The sequence below is a fragment of the Acinetobacter sp. KB005 genome (assembly GCF_049949095.1).
Taxonomy (GTDB): Bacteria; Pseudomonadota; Gammaproteobacteria; order Pseudomonadales; family Moraxellaceae; genus Acinetobacter; species Acinetobacter calcoaceticus.
The window spans coordinates 1,309,045-1,327,160 of record NZ_CP188191.1; the positions used below are offsets into that span (position 1 = coordinate 1,309,045).

Consider the following 18,116-nt stretch of genomic DNA (forward strand, 5'->3'; position numbering starts at 1 on the left):
ATGTATACTCCAGTATTTTTTTAGACTATGAATGTATTTATAACAGCACTTTCAATAAAAATCATTTGCTAGATAAATGATTTTTAGGGTAATTGTTGCATCGGCAACTGTGTACACAACTCCACCATGGCTTTGCGATAAACATCACGCTTGAAGTTCACCACTTGTCCAAGAGGATACCAATAGCTAACCCACTGCCATTCATCGAATTCGGGTGGGTCAGAGAGGTCTAACTGAATATTTCTTGCATGCGCAGTCAATTTCAGTAAAAACCATTTTTGTTTCTGTCCGATACATACGGGGTCAGAGTCTGACCGAATGTACCTATGTGGCAAACGATAACGCAGCCATCCTTTGGTTTGCGCAATAATCTGGACATGTTCGGGCAATAAGCCGATTTCTTCTCTCAGTTCTCGAAAAAGTGCCTGTTCAGGGGTTTCTCCAAACTGAATGCCTCCTTGTGGAAATTGCCAAGCATTGTGACCAATGCGCTTTGCCCATAAAACCTGTCCATCATCGTTTGCCAAAATGATCCCGACATTCGGTCGGAAACCTTCTGAATCGATCATTTGGCTACCTAAATATTGTCTATATCGTTGACTTTAATCGCGGGGACAAACACTTTTTTATGTCCAGCTCGAAAAGATCAAAGTAAAATGTTTAAATTGCTACGATCTTAACGAATTTCTATCGACTAGCGGAGATAGATTTACATTTTTTTTCTTAAATTTCAGTTTAAACGAGAATTTTCATGAAACTGGCGTTGTTTGATTTAGACCATACCTTGTTAAATACGGATTCAGACCACTCATGGGGTGAATTTTTAGTCAATGAAGGTTTGGTTGATCCGGTTCATCATCGTCAGATGAATGATAAATTTTATGAAGATTACAAAGCAGGGCAACTTGACCCCTATGCTTATAATGAATTTGTCTTTGGATTTTTAACAAAGCACGACAATAACTACTTAACTGAGCTTCACCAATTGTTCATGCAAAAAGTGATTCGCCCACAAATGCGTCCAAAAGGTTTTGATGCAATCAAAAAGCATCAAGATTTAGGTCATACAATTGTGGGTATTACGGCAACAAGTGATTTTATTACTGCGCCTATTTTTCGTGAATTTGGTATTACCGAAATTTTGGCAACCAATGCTGAAGTTGCAGATGGGAAATATACGGGTAAAGTTGCGGGCTTGGCGTGTTATCAAAAAGGTAAACTTGCGCGTCTCGACGACTGGTTGGCTGGACGCAGCGTATCTGAATCTTGGGCATATTCAGACTCAATCAACGATCGCTTTTTGCTTGAATATGCAACTCATGCGATTGCTGTAAATCCTGATGATCGCCTTGAAAAGCTGGCTCAAGAAAATAGCTGGGAAATTCAAGACTGGTCGATTTAAGATTGTGGAGTTGGAAGAGTAGCTTGCAAAGCTTTGAGGTCTTCCAACTCCTAATTAATTATATTTAAAAATCATTTTTTGAATGTTTTTTATAAATCTTGTTCCAAAAGTAGACATGAGTATGTCTAATAAAAAATAAATTTCATCTTGGTAACGGTTTAAGAGTATAAAAAATTCTAATTTAAAAATGAGGGAATAATGCCAAAAACAGCACAAATTAAATTACCAAAACAACTTTGGAATGATGAAAGTATTGATTTAACACGTCATAGCTATCAGGGGAAATTACTTAATAAAAGCGAAGGCTTCAAATTAGGTAAGGCTCAACGTAAAAAAGTTCCGAGAGAACAGCTGTCAGAGCTTTCTGAGCGACCAAAAGGTATAACTGCTTTAACAATCTATGATTGGAGTAATCAAGGGCGTTTAGAGCAGCTCAAACCAATTCGTGCAAAACGAATGAGCGTTTCACCGTTTACATTTTATCGTGGTATGCCTTCTTTGATGCTGTTTGATCAGGCTTGGGAGCAGATGAACTCAGGTTTATTTCAACAGATTTGTGGTGATTGTCATTTAAGTAATTTTGGTGGGTTTGCTAGTCCAGAGCGTAATCTATTGTTTGGAATCAATGATTTTGATGAGACTTTGGTTGCCCCATTTGAATGGGATTTAAAGCGTTTAGCAACCAGTTTTGTGATTGCGGCTCGTGATATTGATCTTGCAGATAAAGTGGGTTTAAAAGCAATTAAAACGATGTTGAATAGTTATCGTCAGCACTTATTAGAAAATACGAAACTTTCGCCTCTACAAGTTTGGTATGAAAAAGTTGATGCCAGTACCTTATTAGAAAACACTGAATGCCGAAAACTGAGAAAGAAACGCGCGAAGCATCTTGATTCAGCACAAAAGAGAAATGCATATTCTGTTTTACCGAAACTCACACAGCAAGATCAAGATACGGGATCTCGTCATTTTGTGGATGATGCGCCGTTATTATGGCATCCAAAGGCAGATGAACCGTTTAGTAAAGATGTTGATGCATTCTTTCAGCAATATCGAGATTCTTTGAAATATGATCGCCAAGTACTTTTTGATCGTTATCAACGGACCGATGTGGCTTTGAAAGTGGTGGGAGTCGGAAGTGTGGGTACACGATCCGCGATTGCATTATTTCAGGATGCAGATCGGGAACCGTTAATTTTACAAATGAAAGAAGCGAATCCATCGATTCTTAGTCCGTTATTTGTAGAAAAAGCAAAACATGAAGGCGAGCGCGTGATACATGGCCAGCAACTCATGCAAGCTGCCAGTGACATCTTCCTTGGATTTTCTTCAACCCCCAATCAACATTTTCATGTACGTCAGTTACGTGATATGAAAATCTCGGTTGATCTTAGTGATATGGATGATGAGTATTTCAATGAGTATGCTGAAAGTTGTGGTTTGGCTTTAGCTCATGCCCATGCTAAGTCTGGAAATGCTGATGTACTTATGGGATATCTTGGAGAGGGCAGTACGATCGTAGAAGTATTGCAAACGTATGCAGAGGAGTATGCAGAGCGCAATTTAAATGACTATCAGCAATTTATGAATGCAGTTGCAGAGGGTAAGATTCTGCTCGCTGGAGATGATGCACTTTAAGAATAAGTATGCTGCTACAGATGACATGAAATAATTTGAAAGGTTAGAGAAAAAATGTTTAATAAAATTATGTCTGGTTTGGGTCTTCAAGGCGTAACGGTAGAAACTGTTTTACACAATCCAAACTTGCAAGCAGGTGAGACACTGCATGGGGAAATTAGCTTCAAGGGGGGATCATCTGATAAAGAGATTAATGGTCTTTATTTGAAGTTGATGACAATGGCAGAAGTTGAATCTGGTGACCATGAGTTTAATCAACCTTTGGTCTTACAAGAGTGGTTAGTAAATTCTCGTTTTCTATTGCCAGCACATCAAGCTCACTCTTTCCCTTTCAGTATTCAATTACCATTTGAGACACCGATTACCGAAGTCGCTTGTCGAAGAAATGGTACACGTGTTTGGATTCAAACTCATATGGATGTTGATTGGGGATTAGATGCAACTGATCGTGATTATCTAAAAGTGCTGCCAACTCCCGCTATGCAAATGTTTTTACAGGCCATGCAGCGATGTAGCTTTATTTTATCAACAGTTGATGTAGAAAAAGGTCAACTTACTGCACGAAATTTTAGATCAACAATTGGTTGTTACCAAGAACTTGAATTTGTCTCTTCACATATGTTTAGTGGGTTTAATGAGGTTGAAGTCTCTTTCGTTGCTGAACCTAATCAAACTCACGTTATGCTTGAAGTTGACCGTCATTTTCGATCAGATCAACTATTAACAATGACCATTCCACATCATATGCTTGATGAAAACCAAATGATGCAACAAATTCGAAGCCTATTGCAGCTTTGATAAATTAAATTATGCGCATCAAATGAGAGCTTTTTTATCAACTTGAAAAGAGCCTTATATTTAAATCGCTTTTGCTGCATTGAGAGTAAGGGCGATTTAAATCGGTCGTGATGATGTGTGGAGGATATGATGGATAATCAGAATGAGACCGAAGAAAAGAAGACTCGTAAAGGTAATCTTCTTGAAGAATTTAGTGGGCAACTGATTGACGGTTTCATCATACTCATTGGTGAGCTCTTCATTTACATTATTTTTTTATTATTTTCAGGTACTTTACTCGGTATTATCTTTGCCGCTATTTTCTTTGGTTGGGGCGTATTATTTTTACTATTACCTTTTGCTGTTCTGGTTTATATCCTTTTTAAAAAATATAGTCGCTAATAATTCAACTACTCTTGCATCATTTTAATCAGTTCCTGCATAGCTCTGGATTGAGTGCGCGCAGGATGCCATACCATGCCTAATTGGCGATTCATTTTTACATCTAAATCAAGTTGTTGCATATCCTGATTCAACAGAGTTTTTGGTAAAACTGACCAACCTAAACCAATAGATACCAGCATACGAATAGACTCAAGCGGGTTATTACTCATGGTGATTTTGGGTTTAAGCCCTTGTTTTTCAAACTCGGCTAAAGTGATTTGAGCAGTGTAAGTTTGTGCAGCAGGTAACAAGCTCGGATATTCGATTAAATCTTGTAAGGTCAGATTCTTTTTTTGTGCCAGTGGATGAAAAGGGGCAGCAACAAAAACTAAAGGATCATTCCAGATGGTAATGTAGTTAAGACGCTCATCACCTGAAGGGGGAAGTGTTAAAAATGCTAACTCTAAATCACCGGCAAGCACTTTTTCATGCGCTTGCTCTGAGTCAACAAAATGCACATCTAAAGTGACTTGCGGAAATTGCTGAACAAAGTGTTTAAGGGGCGCGGGTAAATGATGCAAGCCAATATGATGACTCGTTCCAATTTTTAAACGGCCTTGTATCTGTGTTTGCTCATGGCTTAGGGTGTGATGGATATCTCCAAGCTCATTTAGCCAGTTTTTAACTTTTGGTAATAATGAATGAGCGGCATGTGTTGCTTGAACGCCTCGGCCTGCCGACTCAAATAGTTTTACACCAAAATATTCTTCTAAGCTGTGAATCCTTTTAGTTACAGCAGGTTGAGTAATAAATAATTGATCTGCTGCCACAGAGATAGACCCTGTTTCCATAACTTTTACAAAAGCTTCAAAGGCTGCAAGATTCATAATACAACTCAACTTGGAATAGAAAAATCGAGGGGCTAAAGTTGCCAAGCCAAAATCGTATCATGCTTGCAGCAAAACGAGTTAGAAAGTTATGAATTACCGCACTAATCTTAGCCTAAGCTGTTGTCTCTTTCTCAGCTAAGGCTGAAATGCGGCGGTCTTTAGCTGCCCATACTTTTTCATGAAAGAAAAAAGCAAATGCTTGTATGGTTGGCTCAAGCATACTTAAAGTTAAAGCCATCCAGATATTACCTGTTACAAAGTATGCAACTATCATCGCTACACTAATATGCATAATGTAATAGCTGAAGGTTTTCTTTAAGGTACGTTGATTATTTACAACGAATTTTTGAATATTAGCCATGATCATTCTCTTTAGCCACTTTAGATATTTTTAGTATAGAGATGAGAGTATAAGATTAAAAATTGATTATGCAAATGATAATCATTAACAAAAACGATTTATTAAATTTGATGTGTATAGAAGGGATTATGATTAATTCCAAAAAGTTTTCTAATTTATAAAAATGATAAATTAGATTTATGTGAAACTCTGGCTATAATCGAAGAAAGATTAGAATTACCCAGTCCAATGGAGCAAGACGACATGGCAGGCAAAACTTTATATGACAAATTGTGGGATGACCACGTTGTTTCACAGCGTGATGATGGCTCATGTTTACTTTATATTGACCGTCATTTATTGCATGAAGTGACTAGTCCACAAGCATTTGAAGGTTTGCAACTTGCTGGTCGTCAACCATGGCGTTTAAGTGCAAACGTTGCTACACCAGACCATAACGTTCCAACATCTAAAAAAGAACGTGAGCAAGGCATCGCGGGTATTGAAGATGATACGTCTCGTATTCAGGTTCAAACCTTAGATGACAATTGTAAAGCCTTTAATATTGTTGAATTTAATATTAATGATATCCGTCAGGGTATTGTGCATGTCGTTGGACCTGAGCAGGGGTTAACTTTACCGGGCATGACTGTGGTATGTGGTGATTCACATACAGCAACACACGGTGCTTTTGGTTGTTTGGCACACGGTATTGGAACTTCTGAAGTTGAACATGTGTTAGCAACACAATGTTTGATTCAGAAAAAATCTAAAAATATGTTAATCCGTGTAGATGGCGTATTAGGCAAAGGTGTGACACCAAAAGATGTGGTGTTGGCAATTATTGCTAAAATTGGTACCGCAGGTGGTACAGGTTACGCGATTGAATTTGGTGGTCAGGTGTTCCGTGATATGTCGATTGAAGGACGTATGACGGTATGTAACATGGCGATTGAAGCAGGTGCTCGTGTAGGTATGGTTGCTGTCGATGACAAAACCGTTGAATACGTGAAAGGCCGTAGCTATGCACCAAAAGGCGAGCAATGGGAACAAGCAGTTGCTTACTGGGACACTTTGCATTCAGATGAAGATGCTACCTTTGATGCTGTAGTTGAATTAAATGGCGCAGAGATTGAACCACAAGTGTCTTGGGGAACTTCACCTGAGATGGTTATTCCGGTAACAGAAGCTGTACCAACCTTAGAACAAGCGAAAGATGACGTTCAACGTAATGACTGGACGCGTGCTTATCAATATATGGGCTTAAATGCAGGTCAGGCATTAGCTGATATTCAACTTGACCGTGTCTTTATTGGTTCTTGTACTAACTCTCGTATTGAAGATATCCGTGCCGCGGCTGAGGTGGTTAAAGGCCGTAAAGTGGCATCTAGCATTAAACAAGCCATGATTGTTCCGGGTTCAGGTTTAGTTAAACAACAGGCAGAGAAAGAAGGTTTGGATAAAATCTTCTTGGAAGCAGGTTTTGAATGGCGTGAACCGGGTTGTTCAATGTGTTTAGCAATGAATGCAGATAAATTACAACCAGGTGAACACTGTGCATCGACGTCTAACCGTAACTTTGAAGGTCGTCAAGGCAATGGTGGCCGCACTCACTTGGTGAGCCCAGCAATGGCGGCAGCGGCTGCAATCGCAGGTCACTTTGTTGATGTTCGTTCATTTTAATTCGGTCTGGAGCAAACCATGAAAGCTTATACAGTTGAACAAGGTATCGTTGCACCATTAGATCGTGCCAATGTTGATACAGATTTAATTATTCCAAAACAGTTTTTGAAATCAATCAAACGTACTGGTTTTGGCGATAACTTATTTGATGAACTTCGTTATTTAGATGAAGGTTATCCGGGACAAGATAATTCAGTTCGTCCAAAAAATCCGGATTTCGTTTTGAATCAACCACGTTATCAAGGAGCAAATGTTTTAATTGCTCGTACTAACTTCGGTTGTGGTTCAAGTCGTGAGCATGCACCTTGGGCATTGAATGAATACGGTTTCCGTACTGTTATTGCGCCAAGCTTTGCTGATATTTTCTTTAATAACTGTTTCAAAAATGGCATGTTACCTGTCATTTTGTCAGAAGAAATTGTTGATCAGTTATTTAAAGAATGCGCTGCCAATGAAGGATATCAATTAACAATTGATTTAGCGGCTCAAGAAGTGCGTACCCCAACAGGTGAAGCTTTTAAATTTGAAGTTGACCCATTTCGCAAGCATTGCTTGTTAAATGGCTTGGATGATATTGGTTTAACGCTTCAAAACGCCGATGCAATTCGCGCTTATGAAGAAAAAACTAAACAAGTTCGTCCTTGGGTATTCCAAGAGTTAAATTAACCTTTTGGTACATTTTAAACATAGCCATGGCGTAGTGTTCAAACTCTTGCTAACATGCTAAAGCATAAAAACACCTTAAAATTATGCACTAGATGAGGATTGGGCTTGAACAATGAAGAGGAACGTTACTCATAGCTTTTTGTTGAGCCTGTGCGCAATAACACTCAGTGCTTGTCAGAGCACGTACAATGTAGTGGATACTGTCCGTATTAAGCAGGCTGAACAAGAAAATTTGGGGCAGAATGCAGCAATATATTGTTCGGGTGCGAAGAGTTGTGAATTTGAACGACTAAACGATATTACTGTAGTGGATGCGCAAACACGACGAATTAGTAATCAGGCAATTCATCAAGGAATTGTACGGTTGCACGGTTCAGTGCTCGGGCAAACCAACAGTTTATATTTATCTGTGCCTGCGAAACAATATGAAGTGGTGATCCGTTTTTATCCGATTTCTCCAGATCGGGCTGAAACAATCCATGTGATTCACCAGTTTAATGCCAACCATCGCTATACATTTAAAATGTACCGAGACAAAACTAACCGTTCGGGTAGTTTGCTGAATGTTTCTGTGCCAGATCCATTATGTGTCGATTTAGAACAAGATGAGCGTGTTATTCGCCGTTTTTGCCGACCATTTGATGTAACAACAGGGCTAGGCGAGTTCCTTGAACAGAAAAAACTAACACCGCGGTCGTCATAACACTGCTTGTTTTTTGGAAAATGGAAAAAGTTCATGTCTAAACAGATTTTAATTTTAGCTGGTGATGGTATTGGTCCTGAAATTGTTGGGGCAGCAGAAAAAGTATTAAATACAGTAAATGAAAAATTTAATTTATCGTTGACTTGGGAACATGGCCTATTGGGTGGTGCGGCAATTGATGCACATGGCGAACCGTATCCAGCTGTAACGAGTGAACAGGCAAAAAAAGCTGATGCAATTTTACTGGGTGCAGTAGGCGGACCAAAATGGGATGCGATTGAGCGTTCTATCCGTCCTGAACGTGGTCTTTTAAAAATTCGTAGTGAACTCAACTTGTTTGCTAACTTGCGTCCAGCCATTCTTTATCCGCAATTGGCAGATGCTTCTAGCTTAAAACCTGAAATTGTTGCTGGTTTAGATATTCTGATTGTTCGTGAGCTTACTGGCGGTATCTATTTCGGTCAGCCACGTGGTATTCGTGAACTCGAAAACGGTGAAAAACAAGGCTATAACACTGACGTTTATTCTGAAAGTGAAATTAAGCGCATTGCAAAAGTTGCTTTTGAACTTGCAGGTTTACGTGGTGGTAAAGTCTGTTCAGTCGATAAAGCGAACGTTTTAGAAGTAACAGAACTTTGGAAGCAAACAGTTACTGATTTGCAGCAAGCGAGTTATTCAAACATTCAGCTTTCACATATGTATGTAGATAATGCTGCTATGCAGCTTGTACGTGCACCAAAACAATTTGACGTGATCGTAACAGGTAACTTGTTTGGCGATATTTTATCTGATGAAGCGGCAATGCTTACAGGCTCAATTGGCATGTTGCCATCAGCTTCTTTAGATGAAAATGGCAAAGGTATGTATGAACCTTGTCATGGTTCTGCACCTGACATTGCGGGTCAAAATGTTGCCAACCCATTAGCAACTATTCTTTCTGTTGCAATGATGCTTCGTTATACATTCCGTGAAGAAGCTGCTGCAAAAGCAATCGAAGATGCTGTAGGTCAAGTACTTGATCAAGGCTTACGTACAGCAGATATTATGTCTGAAGGTATGACAAAAGTGGGTACAGCCGAGATGGGTGAGGCAGTTGTAGCTGCTCTTGCTTAAAAGCTTCTTATAAAAAACGCAGCTCAACGCTGCGTTTTTTTATGCGTATGTTTTAGCAGGCTTTACCTTCATATTGAATAGACTCGGCAATATCATTTTTAAGCTGAAAAATAACTTTGCAGCTGAAATTCACATCGTAAGAATTGCCACCCAGATTACCTGACTGTATAGCAACAGAGTTACCTCTCATATCGACATTAGTCACCATCGGGATTGGGATGTTTAATGGACGTAAAATCGTATAAATGAGTTGATTAGGTGTTTTCTGTGGAGCATTAGCGACTTGAAAACCAAGACTACGTAGATTGATATCTTGTCGAATGGTTGCAGAAGATTTGCCTAGAAAGCTCTTTAAATACTCTTGTAAATCTATAGATTGGCGTGGATGGCTAGTGCAACCGTTCACATTCATTATGATCAAACAAAGTAGGCCAATTTTACATCGGGTATCTATATTCATTTTTATCTCAATAAAAAATTATATTTATTATTAAAGAACAATAGGTTGGATTTGAATACTTGTAAAGTAAAAAAGGAAGATTATGATAAATGAAAGGTGAACTTATCTTTAGACTTATCCTTACATTCAAACCGTTCTAATAATAATTTTGTAGAAAACGAAGGGAAAATACGATGAGAAAAATTGCTTTTGCATTTTTATGCAGTTTAGGAATGACTGTCGTCTATGCAGATAACTGTGATAGTGCCCGCAATACTTATGATGATATTTACTGTACAAATAAAATCTATGCGAGTGCAGATGCAGATCTGAATAAGAATTATCAAGCATTACGAGTAAAGTTAAATACCGCGCAAAAAAATATTCTTAAGAAATCTCAGCTCGCATGGATACGTCAACGTGATGCTGAGTGTACAGATTCAAATAGAAATAGCGTAGACGTGCAATGCCGTTTACAGACAACGCAGGAAAGAAACCATTGGCTGCAAGAAAGATTGCGTGAATGCCAAACGGTGGGATGTAAAACCAGTCGCTTAAGTGAATAAACAACGCAATAAAAAAGCCACATCATGAAGTGGCTTTTTTGCATTCACTAATTAGCGAGCACGGTACGTGATACGACCTTTAGTGAGGTCATATGGAGTCATTTCGACTTTTACACTGTCGCCAGTAAGAATACGAATATAGTGTTTACGCATTTTACCAGAAATGTGTGCAATAACTTCGTGACCGTTTTCAAGACGTACACGGAACATCGTATTAGGAAGCGTTTCGGTGACAACGCCTTCGAACTCAATGAGTTCCTCTTTATTGGCCATAGCCTACCTGATGATCAAATTGGAAAGGCGCAAATTATAGTCAATTTATTTAAAAAAAACAAGATAGACATACTTCTACTCAAGCATCTGGTTAAAGTATGACTAATAAAAAAGATGTAATTTTTTTCACAAAAGAAGTTTAATTCTGTTGTCAGTTTGGTCAATCAACGCTAATCTAAAATCATAGTTATTAGGGACTGTTAATTGCGTAAAAGTCAACGGCCCTAAATATCAATGAAGTATCTACATGGAAGGGCACTGCGTGGGTCAGCTAACAGATGCATCAGTTGTATTACGCTTTGGCTATCAAGCGATTCGTCGTGCGGGATTGCCAACAGAAGAAATATTAACCAAAGCGGGAGTTGCTTTAAATCAGGTTGATACGAATGCACGTACACCGTTAAGTGCACAGTATGCCTTTTGGACTGCCGCTCAGGAAGTCAGTAAAGATCCAGATATCGGACTGCATTTGGGCGAACATTTGCCTTTGTATCGTGGTCAGGTCATTGAACATCTATTTATTAGTAGTGAAACTTTTGGTGAGGGCCTAAAGCGGGCTTTGGCTTATCAGCGACTCATTAGTGATGCCTTTGATGCAAAACTAGTGATTGAAGAAGGACGCTGTTATTTAACCAATGGCGAGCAGATCGGTGCTGATAATCTTGTTAATCGGCATTTCTCTGAATGTGCAATTTCGGGAATACTTAGATTTTTTAAATTTATTACCGAAGGGCAATTTCATCCGATCTTTATCGATTTTAACTTCAGCGAAGGAGCAGCTGAGGATGAATATTTCCGCGTATACGGCTGTCCGGTTAGTTTAGGTCAAAAAGAAACACGTTTATATTTTGATCCCGCTATTCTAGATTTTCAGCTTTGGCAAGCAGAGCCTGAGTTATTGCAATTGCATGAGCAGCTTGCGATTGAAAAACTACAAGAATTAGCGCGTTATGATCTAGTGGGTGAAGTTCGCAGAGCAATTGGTTCAACGCTGGAAAGTGGAGAAACAACCTTGGAAACAGTTGCTGCTCAGTTGAATATTACCCCACGTCGCTTACGCACTCAGCTAAGTGAGGCGAATACCAGTTTTCAGCAAATACTTTCTGACTATCGTTGCCGTTTAGCTAAAAAACTTTTGGCAAATACCAACGAGAGTGTTGAGCGTATTGTGTATTTAACTGGCTTCTCTGAACCGAGTACTTTCTATCGCGCATTTAAGCGTTGGACGAATGAGACACCGGTTGAGTACCGTAAGCGTAAACAGCATCGCTAGATAAGTATAAGTCGAGCAGGCTAAGCTTACTCAGGTAAGTTTAGCCAATGTGGCCCAAGTGGCGGCTGAGGCAGATCAAACTGCTCAGGATAATTACACTGAATAAAATAAAGGCCATCGGGTGGGGCAGTTACTCCTGCTGCCTTACGATCCTGTGCAGCAAACATTGCATCGATATGATCAACCTCATACATACCTTGACCAATTTCGAGTAAACATCCAACAATGTTACGCACCATATGGTGTAAAAAACCATCTGCCTGAATATCTAAAACCAAATAGCGTCCATGTTCAAATAAACGGCAATGTTTTACATTTCGAACAGGCTGATTTGATTGGCACGCTGCCGCACGGAAGCTTTCAAAGTTATGAGTACCTTCAAATTTACTTGCAGCTTCAATCATCTTTTTCACATCTAACTGTTGGTAAATGTGAGTAACCTGTTTATGCAATAGTGCAGGGCGATGAGGAGTGTTATATATAATATAGCGGTAACGTCGAGCAGTCGCTTTAAAACGGGCATGAAAACTTTCATCCATCAGTTTAATCCACTGAATGGAAATATCTTTAGGTAGTTGGCTGTTTGCCCCTCTTAACCACCCTGTTTCTGGGCGAATGGCATGCGTATCGAAGTGTGCCACCATATTTGTCGCATGTACTCCTGCATCGGTACGACCAGCACCATGAAGTGCTATAGGCTCATTTGCGACTTTGCTAAGCACACGTTCAATGGTTTCTTGTACGCTGGCAACGCCTGGCTGTTGTGTTTGCCAACCTCGATATTGAACTCCGCTAAATTCAATACCGACTGCATAACGTTGCATGGCTTTACCTCTATTTAATGCAAATTTTCGTTCCAATGGCTGAGCCACTGTTCTGGGGTTGAGTATTTTAAATAGATTTGAAGTGCTTTTGCATAGAGATCTGCATGACTATGTGCATCACTAATGACAATTTTTGCAGTTTTCGTCCACTCACTAATTGCATAGCGTTGATCAATACCACCAAAGGTAACCTGAGTCGTAAGAATCGGAACACAGCCACTTGTATAGAGCTCATCTAATGTTGCTAGTAACTCTTGATTAACAGCTATGTTTCCAGTACCAAAACCTTGCAATACTAAAAATTGAGGTGGGGCTGGCAGTAAATTTCGTAATTGTTGAACGAGCTGAGTGGTCGCGATAGGTTGCATCATCCAATTCAAGATTTGAAAAGATGCTGCACGTTCGATTTGCGTATCTTGCAGAATTAACCCGTTTTGCTGAGGTGTAAATTCAGACTCAGCTTTAAGACCAGAAAAAGCGTCAAGTTCAGTTGTATGTGTCTTTAACACAGTTTGAGCATGAAATACTTGATGATGAAACGCAAGGTAAGCACCCACAGGTAAGCTAATCGCCTGTTCTAATGCAAGATATAAATTATCAATTGCATCAGTAAACTCACGGGTATCATTCCCTTGAATATTAAGGAGAGGATATTGACTACCAGTAATAACCACATGGCAACTCTGTCCTAGAAAACGAGCTAGAGTCGCAGCAGCATAACTGAGAGTATCTGTACCATGAATAACGACGAAGTGCTGATAGCCTTCAAGTTGTAGTTGTTGTATGCATTGAATAAGACGTAGCCAGTCGGGCGCTGTACAAGCACTGCTATCTACAATATTTGGGGCAGCAAAACAGTCGACCGTTAAGTGAGGTGGTATAACTTTTTCAAGTTGAGGTAAGAATTGGTCATATGGCATAGGCGCTAAAGGTTCACCTACACAGCCAAAAGTACCACCCATATAAAATAAGGCTATTTTTTTCATCTTTTTCAGGCACAAAAGCAGTCATCTTTGACTGCTTATGGTAAAACGATCAGCCTTAAGAAGCTATGCGATTTAGTAGATTTTTCGCGCGTTGTTGTTGCTCTGTGTTTAATTTTTGCTCATTACTTGCCAACAAAGCGTGCGCTGCTGAGTAAGCACCTAAACTGATATATTGCTCTGCAAGTTTTAAGTCGAGTTCATTTTCATCTAACTGTTTTAATTCTGGAAAAGCCTGAACAAGTGGGTCGTTGTTTTCAGGGCTAAGTTCTGATTCATTTAAATTCGGTTGATTATCTTCAGACTCTATAGGATTTAAAGAAAACTCAAGGGTTTCAACTGATAATGACTGAGTTTGAATATTTTCTTCTAGGACGATTTCTTGAGAGTTATTGCTTTGTGAATCAGACTCTTTGTCTATTGAGAAATTACTAAAATCAAGATCAATGTCTGGTGTAGAGGTTGTATCAACTTTGATTGTTTCAACAGTCAATTCAGAGCTAGGCTCAAGAGACTTTTCTGCTTTATTTGGGATAGACTCTAAATCAAATGAAAACTCTAAAGTATTTAAGTCATTTGTTTCACTGGCTGTTTCAGTGCTAATTTTATCTTCAGGTTTAGCAGAATCGACTTCTGTTGTTTTTTGCTCAAATGAGAAATTAAATTCCAGAGGCTCAACTTCAACAGCAGGTTCTTGCTTTACAGGTGTATAGTCTTTCTGCAAGTCATCAAAAGAAGCTTCAGAAGAACTTGTTGTTAACTGGTCAAACTGAGCTGTTGTGTCTGGTGTATTTTTTGGCTCTTCGTGTGTTTGAGCTTGAGGGAAATCGATAGCATCAGGTTGTCTTGATGACTCATATTCTTTTTGTCTAGTTTCAGCTTGAGTCACTATTTCATGTAATGCCAGACTTCGAATATGACTAATCAGTTGTGTTATGGCAAATTCATCTTTCTGTGCAATATGAACTTCAAGCAATAATAAATAAAGCTCATGTTGAGTATTATCTTTTTTTAGCGCCTGATTTACTTGAGCTTCAGCGGCTGAATATTGCTTTTCTTGAATGAGCTGTTTGATTTTTTGACGTACAGCTTCTGGAAGAGGACTGCTTTGTGGAATAGGTGGAAGTGTTTCTTCTACCACATTTACTTTACTTTTTTCACGCGAGTTTTTACTCGATTTAGAGTTTGCTTTTTTATTGGTTTTTTTATTTACCGTTTTAGGGGAGGTGGCCTCTTGCTTCTGGCTATTCTCGCGTTTTTTAAAAATAACAGCGACCACGAGCAATATGATGAATGGAATCACATATAACATTACTTTCCCCTTAAAAAATAAATATTTGCAATATAAAGCGAGCTAACTCTGGTTTTAACTTAATGTTTTTGCTTGTGAGTGTTTTGCTGTGCTTGTAACTGCTGTTGTAACTCTGCCAAACGCGCATTCAAAAGTTGAATACGTTGGTCTTTTAACCTTAAAGTTTGATTTAATTTGGTTACATTCCTTTGTAATGTAACGTTTTTTTCTCTTTTTGTCATAACTTTTACTGCTAACTCAGTATTGTTTTGACTTTGTTGTGTGCTCTTTTTAGCACTTCCATGTGTAGAATTTTGGCTGTTTTCAGCCACGATACTCATTTCTGCTTGTTGCAAACGGTATTTAGCTTTGCCAGAAGGTGATTTTGCAGTATGCGTTATTTCTGTTTTTGATTTATTTTGCTGAGTTTTAGAGACAGGAGTATGGGCGAGTTTTAGAGCGATTCCCTGACGTAAACGGTTTACATCACCTTGGATAAAAGCATGCTGGTTTTGTTTTTGGATATCGTGCATGACTTTCGCAACTGGCTGTTTGGTTTTCGCTGCAATACGATTAGCAATGCTCCATAGAGACTCATTGTGTTGTACTACATATTTACCTGAAGTTACTGGTCCTCTAGACGGACTTAGGGTTTGTTTCTTTGCAGCATTTTGACTGAGCTTTTTGGATGGAACAGATTTCTTTTGTACTGCTAACTTTTTAACTGGTGTTTTTGGCGAATTATTTGCATCTGACTTATTAATAGCAGATGTAATTTGATTTTTTGTTGCTGCCTGATCAGGAATAGTGCTTGTTACAACTTGTTCAGCCGAAGAGTTTTCGCTAAGTGGGGCAGATGAATTTGTATTTATCGCTGGGACAGTCCCAGACTTGATATTCAGGTTTTGTTCACTATTTGAGTTAGTGGTAGCTAGGGCAGGAACAGATGAAGTATATCTGGTACTTTCCGGTAGATTTAAAGCAATATCTTTTTCATTCACAATAAGCTGAGGCGATAAAGTACTTTCGTTATTTTCGGTCTTTTTTATAGCAGAAGGCTTAATTACAGTTTTGATATGCTGTAAACGCGTTGCAGAACCTTCACTGATTTTTACAACAATATTGAGCTCGGGATCAATAACAGGACGGGATGAGGTAATGACAATAACCCCAGAGCCTTGACCATTTTGGCGTGTATAAAAATTAAGATTTCCCGGAGGTTGATGAGTCACACCCAAAGCACTTAAATCTTCGGGGGTTGCTAAACTGACTTGCAAAGTAGAATTGGGATCAGCTTGCTGGAAGTTCATTTCTGCATATAACAAATCGCCGGGTGCGGACTGAATTTGTATAGGGTCTAATGTAATCGCATAAATAGATGGCGAAGACATAATGGTGAAAATGGCAATTTTTAATTTGTTATAAACAGTCATCTCAATCCATGACCTAATAAGTCGTAAAGTCGTTCAAAATTATACAATAATGAAATGTAAATAAATTGTAAATTTTTCACAAACCAGTTACGAAAAAGCCGATCTAATGTGATCGGCTTTTTGTTTTGACTGAATAATTCAGACCAAATTATGAGCTTTTGTATTCTACTAAGATACGTAACATACGACGTAAAGGTTCAGCAGCACCCCAAAGTAACTGATCGCCTACTGTGAATGCGCCTAAATATTCTTTACCCATGTTAAGTTTACGCAAACGGCCGACAGGTACAGTTAAAGTACCAGTTACAGCAACAGGTGTAAGATCAGTCATAGACGCTTCACGAGTGTTTGGTACAACTTTTGCCCATTGGTTTGAAGTGCGAATCATATCTTCGATTTCATCAAGCGGGACATCTTTTTTCAACTTGATCGTCAATGCTTGAGAATGACAACGCATCGCGCCAATACGGACACAGTGACCATCGATAGGAACAATTTGTGAATTACCCAAGATCTTGTTGGTTTCAACCTGACCTTTCCATTCTTCTTTTGACTGACCGCTTTCAAGTTGCTTATCAATGTAAGGAATCAACGATCCAGCTAATGGCACGCCAAAGTTAGCAGATGGGAAACCTTCGCCACGTTGTAACTCGGCAACTTGACGGTCAATATCTAAAATTGCAGATTTAGGATCATCTAGCAACGTTTTGGTATTGTTATATAAGTAGCCCATACCAGTAATTAGCTCACGCATGTTTTGTGCGCCAGCGCCTGATGCTGCTTGATAAGTCATAGCAGTCATCCACTCCACCAAATTGTTTTGGAAAAGTGAACCTAAACCCATCAACATAAGCGATACAGTACAGTTACCGCCTACGAAAGTTTTAGTGCCGTTAGCCAAACCATCTTTGATAACGTTAAGGTTTACTGGGTCAAGAACGATGATTGCGTCATCTGACATACGTAAAGTAGAGGCTGCATCAATCCAGTAGCCATTCCAGCCAGTTGCTTTTAACTGTGGGAAAACTTCAGACGTATAGTCACCACCTTGACAGGTAATAATGACATCCATTTGCTTCAGACTATTAATGTCTGTAGCTTCCATAAGTGCTGGGGCAGTCTTACCACCAAATGAAGGAGCTTCACCACCTGCATTACTGGTAGAGAAATAAAATGGCTCAATATGAGCAAAATCATTCTCTTCAACCATACGTTGCATAAGGACGGAACCGACCATCCCGCGCCAACCGACCAGACCTACTTTCATGTCATTTTGCCTCGGTGCGTTAAAATTGTTAGGGGGAGTTGAGTGTATCAAAAGTGTCCACAACTGCAAGCGTTACAGAAACAAAACACCATGTTTATTGAGTAGAATATCTTGTTTATGTTACATACAAAATTGATAAAGATGACAAAAACTTTAAAAAACAAATCATCT

General features: G+C 39.1%; 20 protein-coding genes. 10 read left to right on the forward strand and 10 right to left on the reverse strand.

Features of this window, described 5'->3' with window-relative positions; genetic code table 11:
- Positions 1 to 83 precede the first annotated feature (83 nt).
- A complete protein-coding gene (locus ACPF64_RS06400) occupies positions 84 to 569 on the reverse strand; it encodes an RNA pyrophosphohydrolase (RefSeq protein ID WP_003654696.1) in 486 nt (161 codons plus the stop codon).
- Between the two features lie 182 nt (positions 570 to 751).
- Here ACPF64_RS06400 and ACPF64_RS06405 point away from each other — a divergent pair, with 182 nt between their 5' ends.
- From ACPF64_RS06405 to ACPF64_RS06420, 4 genes are all read left to right on the forward strand, one after another.
- Positions 752 to 1,402: an HAD family hydrolase gene (locus ACPF64_RS06405; protein ID WP_045126237.1), complete on the forward strand. Its 651-nt coding sequence runs from the start codon at positions 752 to 754 to the stop codon at positions 1,400 to 1,402.
- 198 nt (positions 1,403 to 1,600) lie between these two features.
- Positions 1,601 to 3,040, forward strand: a complete 1,440-nt coding sequence (locus ACPF64_RS06410; protein ID WP_426455846.1) for a DUF2252 domain-containing protein — start codon at positions 1,601 to 1,603, stop codon at positions 3,038 to 3,040.
- A gap of 54 nt (positions 3,041 to 3,094) precedes the next feature.
- Positions 3,095 to 3,838, forward strand: coding sequence for a sporulation protein (locus ACPF64_RS06415; protein ID WP_426455847.1), 744 nt, complete (start codon positions 3,095 to 3,097; stop codon positions 3,836 to 3,838).
- A 129-nt stretch (positions 3,839 to 3,967) separates the two neighbouring features.
- Positions 3,968 to 4,219, forward strand: coding sequence for a hypothetical protein (locus ACPF64_RS06420; RefSeq protein WP_426456110.1), 252 nt, complete (start codon positions 3,968 to 3,970; stop codon positions 4,217 to 4,219).
- 8 nt (positions 4,220 to 4,227) lie between these two features.
- Here ACPF64_RS06420 and ACPF64_RS06425 read toward each other — a convergent pair whose 3' ends face one another.
- Together ACPF64_RS06425 and ACPF64_RS06430 are read right to left on the reverse strand one after the other, a co-directional pair.
- The gene (locus ACPF64_RS06425; RefSeq protein WP_003654705.1) at positions 4,228 to 5,088 is read right to left on the reverse strand and encodes a LysR family transcriptional regulator; all 861 of its coding nucleotides are present in this window, start codon (positions 5,086 to 5,088) and stop codon (positions 4,228 to 4,230) included.
- A 115-nt stretch (positions 5,089 to 5,203) separates the two neighbouring features.
- Positions 5,204 to 5,458: a DUF2061 domain-containing protein gene (locus ACPF64_RS06430; protein WP_426455848.1), complete on the reverse strand. Its 255-nt coding sequence runs from the start codon at positions 5,456 to 5,458 to the stop codon at positions 5,204 to 5,206.
- 237 nt (positions 5,459 to 5,695) lie between these two features.
- Here ACPF64_RS06430 and leuC point away from each other — a divergent pair, with 237 nt between their 5' ends.
- The 4 genes from leuC to leuB all read left to right on the forward strand — a co-directional run bounded on the left by leuC (position 5,696) and on the right by leuB (position 9,596).
- The gene (leuC, locus tag ACPF64_RS06435; RefSeq protein ID WP_005037045.1) at positions 5,696 to 7,114 is read left to right on the forward strand and encodes a 3-isopropylmalate dehydratase large subunit; all 1,419 of its coding nucleotides are present in this window, start codon (positions 5,696 to 5,698) and stop codon (positions 7,112 to 7,114) included.
- An 18-nt stretch (positions 7,115 to 7,132) separates the two neighbouring features.
- A complete protein-coding gene (leuD, locus tag ACPF64_RS06440) occupies positions 7,133 to 7,780 on the forward strand; it encodes a 3-isopropylmalate dehydratase small subunit (protein ID WP_003654711.1) in 648 nt (215 codons plus the stop codon).
- A 112-nt stretch (positions 7,781 to 7,892) separates the two neighbouring features.
- Entirely contained in the window at positions 7,893 to 8,483 is a 591-nt protein-coding gene (locus ACPF64_RS06445) for a hypothetical protein (RefSeq protein ID WP_003654712.1), read from the forward strand.
- Positions 8,484 to 8,516: 33 nt separating this feature from the next.
- Complete coding sequence (gene leuB / locus ACPF64_RS06450; RefSeq protein ID WP_004640985.1) at positions 8,517 to 9,596, forward strand: 3-isopropylmalate dehydrogenase; 1,080 nt, start codon at positions 8,517 to 8,519, stop codon at positions 9,594 to 9,596.
- Positions 9,597 to 9,648: 52 nt separating this feature from the next.
- On the opposite strand, the gene ACPF64_RS06455 is transcribed toward leuB, so the two are convergent.
- Positions 9,649 to 10,056 carry a hypothetical protein gene (locus ACPF64_RS06455; RefSeq protein WP_426455849.1) on the reverse strand — a complete coding sequence of 136 codons (408 nt, stop codon included), beginning with the start codon at positions 10,054 to 10,056 and terminating at the stop codon, positions 9,649 to 9,651.
- A gap of 173 nt (positions 10,057 to 10,229) precedes the next feature.
- On the opposite strand from ACPF64_RS06455, the gene ACPF64_RS06460 reads away from it, so the two are divergent.
- On the forward strand, positions 10,230 to 10,601 hold the full coding sequence (locus tag ACPF64_RS06460) for a lysozyme inhibitor LprI family protein (RefSeq protein WP_004640989.1): 372 nt from the start codon (positions 10,230 to 10,232) through the stop codon (positions 10,599 to 10,601).
- 51 nt (positions 10,602 to 10,652) lie between these two features.
- On the opposite strand, the gene infA is transcribed toward ACPF64_RS06460, so the two are convergent.
- Positions 10,653 to 10,874, reverse strand: coding sequence for a translation initiation factor IF-1 (infA, locus tag ACPF64_RS06465; RefSeq protein ID WP_001284370.1), 222 nt, complete (start codon positions 10,872 to 10,874; stop codon positions 10,653 to 10,655).
- A 262-nt stretch (positions 10,875 to 11,136) separates the two neighbouring features.
- Between infA and ACPF64_RS06470 the strand changes: the two genes are divergently transcribed.
- Positions 11,137 to 12,147 carry an AraC family transcriptional regulator gene (locus tag ACPF64_RS06470; RefSeq protein ID WP_151743532.1) on the forward strand — a complete coding sequence of 337 codons (1,011 nt, stop codon included), beginning with the start codon at positions 11,137 to 11,139 and terminating at the stop codon, positions 12,145 to 12,147.
- Between the two features lie 26 nt (positions 12,148 to 12,173).
- Here ACPF64_RS06470 and truA read toward each other — a convergent pair whose 3' ends face one another.
- The 5 genes from truA to asd form a co-directional block, all read right to left on the reverse strand.
- On the reverse strand, positions 12,174 to 12,971 hold the full coding sequence (gene truA / locus ACPF64_RS06475) for a tRNA pseudouridine(38-40) synthase TruA (RefSeq protein WP_426455850.1): 798 nt from the start codon (positions 12,969 to 12,971) through the stop codon (positions 12,174 to 12,176).
- 14 nt (positions 12,972 to 12,985) lie between these two features.
- Positions 12,986 to 13,957 (reverse strand): asparaginase, encoded by a 972-nt coding sequence (locus tag ACPF64_RS06480; protein WP_426455851.1) that lies wholly within the window; start codon positions 13,955 to 13,957, stop codon positions 12,986 to 12,988.
- A 55-nt stretch (positions 13,958 to 14,012) separates the two neighbouring features.
- Positions 14,013 to 15,266 (reverse strand): hypothetical protein, encoded by a 1,254-nt coding sequence (locus ACPF64_RS06485; RefSeq protein ID WP_426455852.1) that lies wholly within the window; start codon positions 15,264 to 15,266, stop codon positions 14,013 to 14,015.
- Positions 15,267 to 15,325: 59 nt separating this feature from the next.
- Positions 15,326 to 16,678, reverse strand: a complete 1,353-nt coding sequence (locus ACPF64_RS06490; protein ID WP_426455853.1) for a type IV pilus assembly protein FimV — start codon at positions 16,676 to 16,678, stop codon at positions 15,326 to 15,328.
- A gap of 148 nt (positions 16,679 to 16,826) precedes the next feature.
- Positions 16,827 to 17,945 carry an aspartate-semialdehyde dehydrogenase gene (gene asd, locus ACPF64_RS06495; protein ID WP_003654731.1) on the reverse strand — a complete coding sequence of 373 codons (1,119 nt, stop codon included), beginning with the start codon at positions 17,943 to 17,945 and terminating at the stop codon, positions 16,827 to 16,829.
- Between the last annotated feature and the right edge of the window lie 171 nt (positions 17,946 to 18,116).